Origin of the sequence: Nonomuraea sp. NPDC005650, assembly GCF_040605375.1 — a bacterium.
In the GTDB taxonomy this organism is placed as follows: domain Bacteria; phylum Actinomycetota; class Actinomycetes; order Streptosporangiales; family Streptosporangiaceae; genus Nonomuraea.
Genome location: NZ_JBEXCR010000085.1, coordinates 18,679 through 31,956 on the forward strand (window position 1 = coordinate 18,679; position 13,278 = coordinate 31,956).

A 13,278-nucleotide genomic window follows, 5' to 3' on the forward strand; every position below is an offset into this window, starting at 1 on the left:
ACCCCGGCTCATCCCCGGGTCGAGTGGGCGCCGGTCATCAGCGCCGCGAGGTCATCGGGTTCCAGGAACGACGGCGGCGGAGGCGGGCCCCAGGCGTACAGGCTGTGCAGACCGTGCAGCACCTCCGGGCTCCACAGCTCGTCTTCTGGGCAGGTGTCCATGTCGGAGTAGTACTCGCAGAAGTTGCCCGCGGGGTCTTTGAGGTACCAGAAGAAATTGGCACCGGCAAAGTGGCGGCCCAGGCCCCAGATGTGGCGCTCGGGGTGGCCTTCGAGCATGTCGACCGCGCCCCGGCCGATTTCGTCGATGTCGTCGACCTCCCAGCTGGAGTGATGCATGAAATTGACCGGGGCGGCCATCAGCAGGACATTGTGGTGTTCGACCGAACACCGCAGAAACGCCGCCTTGGCGCCCATATAGTCACTGACCTTAAATCCGAGGCCGTCGACGAAGAACCGCATCGACGTCGACAAATCGGTGGTGCCGATGACACAGTGGCCGAGTTTGCGTGGCCGCACCCGGCCGGTACGCGCGAGGACCTGCGCCCTGCCCCGCCGGTCGATACGCCCGGGACCGTTGTAAGGCGTCGGCACTGCCGGTGGTTCCACCACCACCCGCGGCCGGACCAGGACCCGCACCACCGTTCCGGTGACCGGTTCCACGGCCCGCACGGACTCGCGCTCGCGCTGAACCCCGATGCCGAGGGCGGTGAGTTTGCTTGCGGCGGAGCCGATGTCGTCGACGTCGTCGGCGGCGATCGATACTTCGACCAGGCGCCGCCGCGGGGCGTGGACGATTTCGAGCTGTTCGCCGCCGTTGGCGGTGGCGAACCGTCCGTCACCGAGATGCTCGAGACCGAATTCAGCGTAGTAGCCGATGGATTCGGCCCGGTTCGGCACACCGACGGTGATCTTGCCCAGTCCGTGCAGAGCCATGGTTTTCGCCCTTACCTCTCGCCGATGAACTTCTGGTGCAGCACGCCGATGCCCTCGATCCAGCTGCTCAAGGTTTCCCCCGGCCGCAGAAACCGCTGGGGCTCTCGGCCGATGCCGACTCCCGGCGGGGTTCCGGTGAACACCACGTCACCTGGATAAAGCGTCACTGTCTGCGACAAGCCCGAAAGCAACTGCGGCACCGAGAAGATGAGGTCGCGGGTCCGCCCCTTCTGCATGTCCTCACCGTCGATCGAGCAGCCCAGCTCCAGGTCGTCGGGATTCGCGAACTCGTCCGGAGTGACCAGCCAGGGCCCCTGTGGAGCAAAGCCCGGCAACGACTTGCCGAGGCCGAATTGCGGCGCCGGACCGCGCAGCTGCGCGACGCGCTCGGAGATGTCCTGGCCGACAGTCAGGCCCGCCACGGCATCCCATACTTCGCCGGGCTCGCCCCGGTGTAGTTTCCGCCCGATGATCACGACGAGTTCGACCTCCCAGTCGACCTTGCCGTCCGCGGGCAATACGACCGTCGTGTGCGGTCCGCTGAAACTGCAGACGTATTTGGTGAACACCGGCGGAAAGTGCTCCGGAGCGTCGAATCCGGATTCGGCCGCGTGCGCACGGTAGTTCAGGCCGACGGCGAATACTTGACGCGGTGCCGGCGACGGAGCGCCCAACAGTGCTCGATCCAGGTGACAAACATGGGTTCGCAAGGTATCCGTGGTGAGCGTGGCCGCCCACTCGGTGAACTCGCCCCACTCGGCGTAGAGCTGGGCAGGGTCGGGGCCGAAGCGCCCACCCGAGATGGCCGTGACCGGCACGGCTTGCTCTGCGCCGTCGTCACCGACGACGAGCACTGCGCGACCGTCCAGATTTGCAACCCGCATTATTCCCTTTTCCCGTGATAGCTGATCGAGTCGGAGCTCAGGCGACACCGGTGGCCGGTACGGCCACAGAATCAAGACGCAGGACGGCTGCGTATCCGGCTACGAGTTCGTGGCCGTCCTCGATGTGCGGCGCAGCGCCGTAGATGTAGTGGTCGGGCCGAATCAGCACCGCGGCAACGGCATTGGCATCGAACCAGCGTGCCCAGGCGCCGGTGGCGTCGCGTAGATCCGGATCGCCGTCGGCGGCAATGGATTTCGCGGTTCCGTCAACCGTCGCGAGGGACTGCCACAGCGAAGGATTCAGCAGTTGGCCGGCCGGTCGGCCGGCATGCAGCAGCAGTACAGCGCCGCTGCCCGTCGCGGTGTCGAGCAGTTGCGGCGAGTGGCCGACCTCGACGGCGAACTGCGGGGCGAGAGTTCCGCCCAGGGCGCATCCGGCCGCCACGACCCCGTTCCCGAGAACGGGGCGAGCCCGCACCGGTAGCACCTTCGCCGGGTCGGCATCGTCGGCGATCATGCGCGCGTCACGCTGTGCCGCCTGCCGCGGGTCGAGCACGCAGATCACCTTGCCCAGCTCGACCGACATCGTGATCGCATGCTGCAGGTGCAGGCTCCGCTCGCTGGTGTAGGTATCGAGCAGCCTGGGCTCGGAGACGCCCCGCAGCACACGATCCAGCTTCCAGCTCAGATTCGCGGCGTCCCGCAGCCCCGAGCACATTCCCTGTCCGGCGAAGGGCGGCATCTGGTGGGCGGCGTCCCCCGCGATGGCAAGTCGTCCGATGTTCCACGTGTCGGCCCAGCGAGCCGCGAAGGTGTAGATGGCGTGCCGTTCCAGGTGCGTGTTGTCCGGGGTTCTTCCCCACGCCGCCAGCAGCTTCCACGCCGTCTCGCTCGTGGCCAGTCCTGCGGCGTCTTCACCTGGCAGGCGCATGAACTCCCAGCGCCGCCGGCCCGGGCCGCCGGACACGATCGTGGTCGGACGGACCGGATCACACAGCTGCCAGTTCATCGGCGACCACGCCACGTCGTCGGTCGGGATGGTGTCCACGATCAGCCAGTCGAAGAAGAATCCCTGGTCCTGCATCTCGACGGGCATCCGACTGCGCACGAAACTGTTGGCGCCGTCGCATCCGATCACATAGCGGGCGGTGAAGCTCCGGGTGGCCCGGGTCGGGGCCAGGATCTGGCCTGGTTTCCCGACGCGGGTGTCACCGGCGCGGACCACGACCCGGTCCTCGTGTTCCTCGATATCGACGACGTCCACGCCGCGCACCAACCTCACGTTCGGCATGGAGTCGAGGGCGCGGGCGAGCAGTTGCTCCAGCTGTGGCTGGGAAAAGAAGTTCGCGGTGGGCCAGCCGTTCGGACCCGTTCCGGACCAGTCGATTCGCAGCAGTGCCTCGCCTGCGGCGTTGCGCCACTCGTAGAAGTCCGGTACGGGTTCGGTGATCGCTGTGACCTCCCGGGCGAGCTCCATGGACTGGAACACCCGGCCGATCTCGTCGTCGAAGTGCACCGCGCGGGGTAGCGGATACGGTTCGGGCCAGCGTTCGACCACGACTACGTCGTGCCCCCGCTGCCCGAGCATGCGCGCGGTCGCCAAGCCGACCGGGCCGGCACCGACAATCACTACCTCGTGTTGTGAGTTCTGCATGGGATCCTCGCTGCCGCAGATACCCGAGGGCAACAATTCAGCCGTCGATCCGCCACTGTCCCTGCGGCGGTCGACCGCACCCTCGAACTGCAACCACAATCGCAACCGACTGACGATTCGTCAACCAATTGACAACATCGATGGCCCCGACTTAACGTCCTGGAAACCGCACCCGACGCAGCTGCCCCATCGCCGCCGCCTCGGACAGGGATCTATGAAGGTCAAGAGCTAGGAGCTGTCCATGACTGAGATCCGGACAGGGACCTCGATCGTGACGCTGGTCAACATCTTCGCGACGACGCCCGAGAATTTCGACGAGTTCCTGAGGGTCGCGAGCGCGCAAACCCCGAAGGTCGTCCAGCGGCCCGGCTGCATCAGCGCCAACATCCATGTCAGCCGGGACAAGTTGCGCGTTGTCAACTACGCCCAATGGGAGAGCGAGGAAGCCTTCATGGCGATGCTCGCCGATCCCGAGCTGATGGAAGGGCGCGCGGCGATGGAGGCGATCGCCAAACCGGATGTGCACCTCTACGACGTCAGCGCCATCTACGAGGGCCCCGCGGCCCGCAACGGGGGTGCCGCATGAGCGCGAACGCCGAGGCCGAGCAGATCGTCGCGACGCTGCTCACCACCCCACCGCAGGATCCGTACCCGCTCTACGCCCGGCTGCGGGAGATCGCTCCCGTCCACCGCGCGTCGGTGGCTCCCTTCTGGACGCTGTGCCGCTACGAGGACATCCAAAAGCTGGTCAAGGAGCGGCGCTTCGTCCGCGACGTCGACGACACCCGCCGGCGCAGCGGGCAGGCGACGGACCTTGAACGCCCGTTCACACGCAGCCAGCAGCACTGGTTCGTGTTCACCAACCCGCCCCAATACCAGCCCAAACGAGCGCTCTACAACACCGCGTTCAACCGCACGTTCGTCGAGAGCCTGCGGCCTCTCATGACGAAATTCGTCGATGAGCTGCTCGACGACGCCCAGGACCGGGGCGAGCTGGAGGCGATCAACGACCTCGCCTTCGAGCTGACCGTCCGCGTGATCTGCCACGTGCTCGGCGTACCACGCGAAAACGCCGATCTGCTCATCGACTGGGCCGAGATGATCGAAGGCGCCTTCGAACCACTCGCCACCGAATCGTTCAAGGCCGAAGCCGACCGGCGAACGGTCAGGGTCGAGGCGTTCCTCACCGAACTGGTCGAGAACGAGCGACGCAACCCGGGCGACAACCTGCTCGGCCGCTTGATCACCGCCGACGAAGACGGCCTGATCTCGCAGGAGGAGCTGATCGCCAACGTGCCGTTGGTGTTCTCCGCAGGTCTGGATACCACGACCCACTTCATCGGCAACGCGCTGCACTCGTTCATGCGTAACCGCGACCAGTGGCAGCTTTTCGTCACCGACCCCGAGGCACTCGCCACCAACGCCGTCGAAGAGCTGATCCGCTACGACTCCTCCGTGCAGTCCAGCCCGCCACTGCGACTGGCTTCGGAGGATATCGAGATCGGAGGGGTCACGATCGCCAAGGGTGACGGGGTCATACCGTTCTTCGGCGCGGCCCACCGTGACCCCGATCGCTACGACAACCCCGACACACTCGACATCACCCGCAAGGACATCAACGCCCTCGCCTTCGGCGGCGGCATCCACATCTGCCTGGGCCAGCACCTCGCCCGCGTCGAGTCACAGGTCGCGCTCGTCCAGATCGCCAAACGCTTCCCCAACCTCCAGCTCACCGGCCCGGACCCCACTTGGAGACTCCACGGCGCCAACAACCGCACCCTCGACGCGCTGCACCTCGAGCTGCAACCCTAGCCCAGGCCCACGATAGGACCTTGACCTCCCGGCGGCTTCCCTCACTGATCAAGCCAACCAGCGCGGCATCCCGGCACCGCCGTTACCCCATCCCGAGGCTGGTGCCCGATGCCGGGGACCCGGGTTCGAACACGCGACGCCACGTGGCAGAGCTCCGCAGCGGAAACGATCGAAGCCCCCGATCGGCGGACCCCACCATGTGGGCAGACGTCGCACACGCGAACCCGGGTCCCGCTTCCCGATGAAGTCGTATCCGCCGGAGTTCAGTCGCGTTGTACCTGTCCGATCCGGGACGGACGCACTCCACCCTCGGCTACCTCGGCCCGATCGACTACGAGCAGCAGACATTCCGGGGCGAGCCCCGCGACCGGTATCGACATCCGCTGTCGCGACCAGCACGCCGGGCCGAAGCGCGAGTTCGTCGTCGGCTCCAACGTCAGGCTTGCCGGATTATCGACCGTACGTTGCCTGGTGAGGCGTCAGGTGTTGGCCGGCGGCCCACGGATGCGAGGCGGTGAGGACGAGTGTCGCGGTGAGGCCGGCGACGGCGAGAGCCAGCAGCAGGATTACGACTCGGGCGGTACGCCCAGGTAGGGGTGTTGTTTCGCGGCCGATGCCGGCGATGCGGAGTGCGGGCAGAATTCGGCCGAGCGTGTGGAGCCCGGTCGTTATGACCCAGGCAGCGGTGGCGATCTTGTGGAATGTCAGCAGGCTCATGGCGTACGGGCCTGCGGCGACGAGGGCGAGTCCGGTGCCGAGCAACGCCAGGGTGGACACGACGACCAAGGGGCCGAGGACGCGCAGGGGCGCCGGTGGCGGGCCGGCCTGCCGGTAGGCGGGTCGATGGGTGTAGTAGCGCAGGACACGCCAGCCGGTGGTCACGGTCTTGAGGAGTGCCGGTGGCACCAGCAGCGTTCCGATCGCAATGTGCCAGCTGACGAAGCCGTCGAGATCGAGCAGGGTGCCGATCTCGGCGAGAAACAACACCAGCAGCACCAGCCCGGTCCATGCGGTCAGGCGGGCGTTGCCGGCCGGGCCGCCGGTGCGCGGTGCGACCGGGTCGACCCGGTGGCGGCGCCCGGTCGCCTCGGCCAGGGTCTGGCCCGCCCATTGTCGCCACCGTGCCCGCGGCGCGGCGTCCGGCGTCCCGTCGTCACCGCCGTTCGTCATGGCGGAGGGGCCGGCAGTGCGCGGGGGAGGCTCGGCCGCGGTCACCCCTGCCTCACCCACTCGAAGACTGTGGCCTCCGAACGTGCACCGGCGAGCGTGCGGGACCGGTTGGGTTCGCCGAGTTCGCCCAGCAGCTGCTCGGTGAGATCGGCCAGCGTCGCCAAGCTCGCCGGGGTGAACCAATCGGGTCGGGTCGCGAACAGCAGATCTTCGCTGGCCGTGTTGCCGCCGGCGCCGGGCGCGAACGGGCAGCCACCCAGGCCGCCGAGCGTGCCGTCGATCACGCTCGCCCCCGCGGCGAGGGCGGCGAGCGAGTTCGCCACCCCCATTCCCCAGGTGTCGTGACCGTGAAAGACGATGCGGCGCCGCGCAGACGCGTCGCGCACCGCCGCGACGAGCGCGCTCACCTGCGCGGGATGCGCCTGTCCGAGGGTGTCGGCGAGCACGATGTCCGCCGCGCCCCGCGCACGCGGATCGTTCGCGATCCCCAGCACCCGCCGCGGATCCACCTCACCCTCGAACGGGCAGGTGAATGCGGTGGCCAGGCACAGCTGAATCGAGCCGCCGGCGTCGCGGGCCAGGCGGACGGCCGCCGGCATGGCCGACAGGCTGTCCTCGGTACTGCGACCGATATTGGCCTGGTTGTGCGAGTCCGAGACCGACAAGCAGTACTGGAAGTTGCGTACGCCGGCGGCTGCCGCCTTCTCCACGTGCCGCGGTGTGGCCACCCAGAGCCAACACCGTTCGAGCTCCGCGGGTGTCAGTGCGGCGACCAGCTCCATCGTGCCGGCCATCGGCGGGACCAGGTCAGGTCGGGCCATCGAACCGATCTCCAGCGCCGGGACCCCCAATTGCAGGAGGGTGCGGGCGATTTCGAGCTTGCGTTCGGTGGGCAGCACCTTGCCGGTCAGCTGCAGACCGTCGCGCAGGGTGACATCGCGCAGGATCATCGCCGAGCCGTCGTGCGCCGGCGGGCCGGATTGGCGGGAAGTGTTCATTTCTCGCTCCGGGATCATGTGGCGCAACGTCTTGTCGAAGCCCGATTGCGCGGCGGTCATGATTGGTTCTCGCGGAGATAGCGTCGCCGGATCTCGTCGGTATGCGCTCCCAGATCCGGTCCGATCGAGTCGATCGGCAGTGATCGGCCGCCGAGGACCGGCACGATGCCGGGGAACCCCACCGATGTCGGTGCTCCGTCACCGGTGTCGACGTCGAACGACTGAATCATGTTGCGGTGCAGGTATTGCTCGTCTTCCACGATGTCGGCCGCGGTATAGATCGGGCCGCACGGTACGCCGGCCTCGCCGAGGATCTCGAGGACCTCATCACGCGGCCGCCTGGCGGTCCATGCGCCTATCGCGTCGTCGAGCTCTTCGCGCCGGGCCCAGCGACCATCGTTGGTAGCCAATTCGGGATCGGCAGCCAGATCCGGACGGTCGATGACGGTCATGTATCGCTGGAAGATGGCGTCGGAATTGCCGGCGATGACCACCGATTTGGCGTCCGCGCACAGGTAGGCGTTGGATGGCGCGATGCCCTCCATGCGTCCACCGGTGCGGTGTCGTCGGACTCCGTAGGCCAGGTAGTCGGGAACCAGCGACTCCATCATCGAGTAGATCGATTCGTTCAGTGCGACATCGATGACCCGATCTTGCAGTGGAATCGACGTGCCGGGGTGTCGTTGCCGATCAAGGAGCGCCATCACCGCGCCGAACGCGCCGTAGAGCCCAGCGATCGAGTCACCGATCGACACCCCCACTCGCACCGGCGGCCGGTCCTGCTCACCGACGAGTTCGCGAAGTCCGCCGTATGCCTCGGCGACGGCGGCGAATCCGGGATGGGTGGCCATCGGCCCGGTCTGACCGAACGCTGAAATACGCACGAAGATCAGCGCCGGATTTGCAGCGTTGAGCGCGTCGACGCCGATGCCCCACTTCTCCAGGGTGCCGGGCCGGAAGTTTTCCAGCACGATGTCGCACTGTGTGGCCAACGTGCGGACATCGCGCTGCCCGGCCTCGGTCCTCAGGTCGACGACGATGGACTTCTTGTTGCGGTTGATGGTGCGGAACAGCATCGAGGTAGTGCCGGCGTAGAGCCGCCACCGCCGCAATTCGTCGCCGCTGCCGGGGCGTTCGACTTTGATGACCTCGGCACCGAAGTCGGCCAGCATGCGTCCGGTGGTGGGTGCGGCGATGTAATTGCCGAGTTCCAGCACGCGCACACCCTCAAGGGGAAATCTCGTCATCGACGCCCGGTCTCAGGAGGGATCCGCGTCGGCGGCCGGTCGGCATCATCCGAGGCCGGTTGAGTCGTACCGGTCGGGGGCGCAGCGCATTCCGCGCGCGACCAGGGGGTTATCCGGGCGGGAGGCTGTGGGCCGTGGCCGGCCCCGCGGGTGGGGCACGCGATCGCCGCGTCCGCGCTGACGGACACACTCAGCGTGCCGACACCGTCGATGTCGACGCTGACGCGGTCCCCGTCGGCGAGTGGCCCGACACCGGCGGGGGTGCCGGTGCTGATCACGTCGCCGGGAAGCAAGGTCATCACCGAGGAGGCGTAGCTGATGAGGCGGGGCACATCCCAGATCAGGTCCGCGATCGCGGCGTCCTGGCGCACCGTGAAGTTGACGGTGGTCCGCAGCCGCAGCGATGTCGGGTCGCCGACCTCGTCGGGGGTGACCAGTTGCGGCCCGATGGGGGTGAAGGTGTCGAAGGACTTGCGCGTGGAACGGTCTTCACCCCCGCGCATCGTGATGTCGAGCAGGCACGTATACCCCGCCACCACCTCGACCGCGTCGTTCACCGAGATGTTGCGCGCACGCCGTGCGATCACGACGGCCAGTTCGCCTTCCTGGTCGAACCGGCGATCGGTGTAGGGCAACCGGATCGAACCCTGGTGCCCGAGCACCGAGGTCGGCGCTTTCAGAAACACGCCCAGGCCCTCGATCTGATGTTCGGCCCGCATTTCGGCCTGGTGGTCTCGGTAGTTGACGGGCGCTGCGATGATCTTCGATGGGTCGGGCACGACAGGGGCGATGGCCACGCTGTCCAGCGGTATCCGGGGCAGCCGTTCCAGGTCTCTGGCTTCGAACCTCGGCACGCCGCCGGTGGCGTGCAGGAGCCATCTCATCGGGCTGAAGCCCACCTCCGGCCAGCCGCGTCCGATCAGCGGGCGCAGGTCGACGAGCTCCCCCGGCGCGACCAAAGCTGCGACCGAATCGCCGTGCTTTTCGTCAGCGACGCTGAGCAGAATCATCGGGATGCCTCGACCTGGTCGCGGCGAAACAGCGCCAGCGCTTCCAGTACCGGAGCGTCGCTGGTCACGAAGACGTCGAGCTGCGTGTCGGCGCTCAAGTGCCACGGCACCCAGGAGGGGACGACGAAGATGTCTCCCGCCGTCAGGTCGAAGCTGTGCTCGGCCAGCTGCGCTCGCCCGCTGCCGTTGAGGACGGTGAACACTTGCGATCCGGTCTGCCGCTGGGTGCAGCCGGTCGCACCGGCGCGCATCCGTGTCATTTCACAGCGCAAGGTCGGCATGACGTCACGGGCACGGGTCGGGTCCCGAAATCTCACGGTGCCCTCGTCGGCCGACGTCGCCTCCAACAGCGCGTCCAGGGCAGCGTCGGTGTCGGTCCATCGGTACACCGTCAGGGGCGAGGACGGGCCGTCGAACGCCGGCGTCTGGTTCCCGACCGGCACCAAGCCCGCGCTCTGCCCGTAGAGCATCTCCGACGCCGAGCGCGGTGGACACCGCTGCTCGGGGTTGCCGGGGCGCTGTTCGAAAAACAGTGCCTCGAGACCGATCACCAGCGGCAAGTCCAGCACATCGAGCCAGACCATCGGCTCGTCGCCCGGATTGTGATGCTCGTGCACGGTCCATCCCGGCGTGAGCACCAGGTCGCCGGGCGTCATCGGAATGGAGTCGCCGTCGACCACGGTGTAGGCGCCACGGCCGCCGAGAATGAACCGCAGGGCCGCTGCGGTGTGGCGGTGGGGCGGCGCCAGCTCACCGGGCATGAGGAATTGCACCCCGGCCCACAACGACGGCGCGATGAAGGGCGCACCGCCCAGACCGGGGTTGGCCAACCCGATGACCCTGCGGTCGCCTCCCCGTTCAATCGGGACGAGGTTCCCGGCGCGGCCGGCCAGCTCGTGGAGGTCGGCGGCCCGCCATCGATGCGGGACAGCGGCGGCCTTGGGTTCGGAGGTGAACATTTCGCCCAGCTCCCACAGCGGCTGCAGATCCTTGGCTGCCAGGTCGCCGTAGTAGCTGTCGAGCTCGGGGTCCGGGGAGGTGTAACGCTTCGTCGTCATGCTGTCGGTCGCTCCGATCATGAGTTGCTGGACGCTAGCCGAGATGGGCGGTGAGACGCTCCCAGTTGCCGTGTGCGATGGCTTCACGCTCGGCCGCGGTGAGGGCCGCGTCGTCGAGGAAGTCGTGGGCGTTGCCGGCATCGATGAAGGGGTAGTCGGTGGCGTAGAGGATGCGGTCGATGCCGACCACCTCCTTGGTCCAGTGCAGGTAGCGTTCGCTGAGGATCCCGCTGCCGGTGTAGGAGACGTTGCGCGCGAAGTAGTCGCCGATCGGCCGCTGCAGGGACAGTCCGGTCCAGGGCTGGGTCTGGGTGATCCGGTCGAGGTAGAACAGCACGACCTCACCCCAGTGCCCGGTGATGATCTGCAGGGTCGGGAACCGGTCGAAAGTCCCCGCCAGCACCAGCCGCAGCAGCTGCAGTCCGGTCTCGTAGTGCCATCCGACCATGGGACCTGCGAAGACTTTGTCGGCGACGGTCCCCAAATGCGAATAGTAGGCGTCACGGACAGGAGTGTCGGGGAACTGGGGGTGCAGGTAGATCGGGCAGCGTAGTTCCGCGGCCGCCTCCCAGATCGGTGTCAGGCCAGGATGGTCGAGGTTCCTCAACCCGGTCCGGCCATGGATCATGGCGCCCTTGAGACCGAGGCCGGTGACCGCCCGCCGCAGTTCCTCAGCGGCCGCACGGGGGTCCGGGGTGGGCAGTGTCGCGAATCCCTCGAAGCGGCGGGGGTGGGCGCGGACGGCTGCGGCGATAGCGTCGTTGGCCTCGCGCGCGAGCGGGACCGCCATTGCCGCGCCGAGGCTCTGAACCCCGGGCGGCGTCACCGACAGCACCTGAACGTCGATGCCCTGGTCGTCCATGTCCGCCAGCCGGGCCTCACCCAGGTCGAAAAGCCGGTCGATGACGTCCGGGCGGCCCGTGGCGGCCCCGTACAACTGCCAGGTCTCCGGCACCGTCCGCCACGCCTCGAAGATCCCCGCCGTGACCAGGTGCTCTTCGAGAGCGATGATCTTTAGCATGGGCGCTGTCTCCTTCCTTATCCACCCAGGCCAGCTGGGCGGTCGGGCCTGGCCGGGCCCGGTGTCGGCCGTCGGGTGCCGTGCGGCAATCGCCCCGCGGAGGTCACCGGCTGACGGTGGCCTTGATGCTGGTGGAGGCAGACAGGACTGCCTCCCTCGGATGCCGGTAGGGCACAGGGTGTGCGGTCACCGCGGGGCCCGCCGGGCGACCGCCCTCGCCGGAACCGCGTGTTGCGCACGATCTCATCGCCACGGTGTTCGTCGCCGCGACCAGCTCGAACACCTCCCACCCCCATCGGGTACGGGGCCTGCCCTGGTCGTCTGTGCTGCGTGAGCGCTGACACTCGGCGTCACGCGGGTACTCCCGCCTTCAGGATTCACCGGCTCCGCCAGGCGCACGCGGCGATGGCGGGTGGGCCGAGCAGGGTGCAAAAGCCCGACCGCCGGCCCGACCGCCGGCCTTCAGCGACCGTGGCGAACTTCGATCGTGACCGATGTGATAGCTCGTGGATGCTCATCGCGTCACCGATGACGGTCACCGGGCTCGGAGCCCACGCCTGCATCGCCGCAATCGTGCCGATCCGCAGCGGAACCGTTCGCTCCCGCCAGTCATGCTCGACGATCCGCGGCAACGCCGGATGCCACTCGGTAACCAGCTCCCGGGCGCGGCGCCACGTCTGCTCCGGCGAGCCGGTCGGCCCGAGCCACTCCTGCGTCGCGGGGGTTGCCCACATCACGTAGTCCACGGCGCGATTGCGCAGGTCCGGCAGCAACCGGTCACGCGCCGCGGTCGGTCGCCGACCGAACCGCAGCACACCCAGCACCATCATCGTGTCGCGGGCACACCCGCACGTGGCGTCGTCGCCGGTCAACTCGGGCAGTCCGGTACCGGCCGCCGCCCGCACCGGTGTCGCGCCCATCAGCGTGCGCTGACCGGTGTCGGCCACCTGCACCTGCGGCAGCAACTTCCGACGCACCATCGAACCGATCCCATCCGCACCGACCAGCACGTCCGCGGTGTCGGTGCGGTCGTCGGCGAACCGCATCCACACCGTGCCGTCGGCTTGCTGTCCGAACCGAGCGAACTCCGCCCCGAACCGCACCACGCCCTCGAGACCGCCGTACACCACGACATCGATCCCCGCCCGGCGCAGCCCCTGTGCCAGGGTCAATCCCCCCATCCGCGCGCCCGTTACGACTACACGCATCCTCCAAGCCTTTCTTCACCGGCCGATGAACTACGGTAGCACGATAGTTCACCGAATGGTGGAGAAAGGGTGCTGCGCTCCGAGCATCAGCGATTTCGAAGGTTGGGCGTTGTCAGCAGCGACGCCGATGGGCAATCAGCAGGTCACCCTGGTGCTCGTTCCCGAGAGCGGCGCGGTCACCGGCATGTGTAAACCGGCATGGAACGCTCTTGTCGCTACCACAGCGGTTCGCCGAGCTCAGTAAGGGGCGTCATCATGGCATTCAGCCTCGGCATGGTCGG

The 13,278-nt window shown here is 67.7% G+C and carries 12 protein-coding genes; 2 read left to right on the forward strand and 10 right to left on the reverse strand.

Annotation, left to right across the window (positions count from 1 at the left end):
• Positions 1-8: 8 nt before the first annotated feature.
• The 3 genes from ABZS69_RS64675 to ABZS69_RS64685 all read right to left on the reverse strand — a co-directional run bounded on the left by ABZS69_RS64675 (position 9) and on the right by ABZS69_RS64685 (position 3,578).
• Positions 9-935, reverse strand: coding sequence for a VOC family protein (locus ABZS69_RS64675; RefSeq protein ID WP_355394329.1), 927 nt, complete (start codon positions 933-935; stop codon positions 9-11).
• An 11-nt stretch (positions 936-946) separates the two neighbouring features.
• Positions 947-1,789 (reverse strand): fumarylacetoacetate hydrolase family protein, encoded by an 843-nt coding sequence (locus ABZS69_RS64680; RefSeq protein ID WP_355394331.1) that lies wholly within the window; start codon positions 1,787-1,789, stop codon positions 947-949.
• Between the two features lie 67 nt (positions 1,790-1,856).
• Positions 1,857-3,578, reverse strand: coding sequence for a bifunctional 3-(3-hydroxy-phenyl)propionate/3-hydroxycinnamic acid hydroxylase (locus tag ABZS69_RS64685; RefSeq protein ID WP_355394334.1), 1,722 nt, complete (start codon positions 3,576-3,578; stop codon positions 1,857-1,859).
• 136 nt (positions 3,579-3,714) lie between these two features.
• Between ABZS69_RS64685 and ABZS69_RS64690 the strand changes: the two genes are divergently transcribed.
• Together ABZS69_RS64690 and ABZS69_RS64695 are read left to right on the forward strand one after the other, a co-directional pair.
• Positions 3,715-4,059, forward strand: a complete 345-nt coding sequence (locus tag ABZS69_RS64690; protein ID WP_355394337.1) for an antibiotic biosynthesis monooxygenase family protein — start codon at positions 3,715-3,717, stop codon at positions 4,057-4,059.
• On the forward strand, positions 4,056-5,285 hold the full coding sequence (locus ABZS69_RS64695; RefSeq protein WP_355394340.1) for a cytochrome P450: 1,230 nt from the start codon (positions 4,056-4,058) through the stop codon (positions 5,283-5,285). Before ABZS69_RS64690 ends, ABZS69_RS64695 begins: the two co-directional genes overlap by 4 nt.
• A 450-nt stretch (positions 5,286-5,735) precedes the next feature.
• Here ABZS69_RS64695 and ABZS69_RS64700 read toward each other — a convergent pair whose 3' ends face one another.
• The 7 genes from ABZS69_RS64700 to ABZS69_RS64730 form a co-directional block, all read right to left on the reverse strand.
• Positions 5,736-6,515, reverse strand: coding sequence for a hypothetical protein (locus tag ABZS69_RS64700; protein ID WP_355394343.1), 780 nt, complete (start codon positions 6,513-6,515; stop codon positions 5,736-5,738).
• Positions 6,497-7,513, reverse strand: a complete 1,017-nt coding sequence (locus ABZS69_RS64705) for a hypothetical protein (protein WP_355394346.1) — start codon at positions 7,511-7,513, stop codon at positions 6,497-6,499. The genes ABZS69_RS64700 and ABZS69_RS64705 overlap by 19 nt, the downstream gene beginning before the upstream one ends.
• Positions 7,510-8,700, reverse strand: coding sequence for a CaiB/BaiF CoA-transferase family protein (locus ABZS69_RS64710; RefSeq protein ID WP_355394349.1), 1,191 nt, complete (start codon positions 8,698-8,700; stop codon positions 7,510-7,512). The genes ABZS69_RS64705 and ABZS69_RS64710 overlap by 4 nt, the downstream gene beginning before the upstream one ends.
• Positions 8,697-9,710, reverse strand: a complete 1,014-nt coding sequence (locus ABZS69_RS64715) for a fumarylacetoacetate hydrolase family protein (protein WP_355394352.1) — start codon at positions 9,708-9,710, stop codon at positions 8,697-8,699. Before ABZS69_RS64715 ends, ABZS69_RS64710 begins: the two co-directional genes overlap by 4 nt.
• Positions 9,707-10,789, reverse strand: coding sequence for a cupin domain-containing protein (locus ABZS69_RS64720; RefSeq protein ID WP_355394355.1), 1,083 nt, complete (start codon positions 10,787-10,789; stop codon positions 9,707-9,709). Before ABZS69_RS64720 ends, ABZS69_RS64715 begins: the two co-directional genes overlap by 4 nt.
• Before the next feature lie 13 nt (positions 10,790-10,802).
• Complete coding sequence (locus ABZS69_RS64725) at positions 10,803-11,789, reverse strand: amidohydrolase family protein (RefSeq protein WP_355394358.1); 987 nt, start codon at positions 11,787-11,789, stop codon at positions 10,803-10,805.
• A gap of 377 nt (positions 11,790-12,166) precedes the next feature.
• Positions 12,167-12,997, reverse strand: a complete 831-nt coding sequence (locus ABZS69_RS64730) for a hypothetical protein (protein ID WP_355394361.1) — start codon at positions 12,995-12,997, stop codon at positions 12,167-12,169.
• Positions 12,998-13,278: the final 281 nt, after the last annotated feature.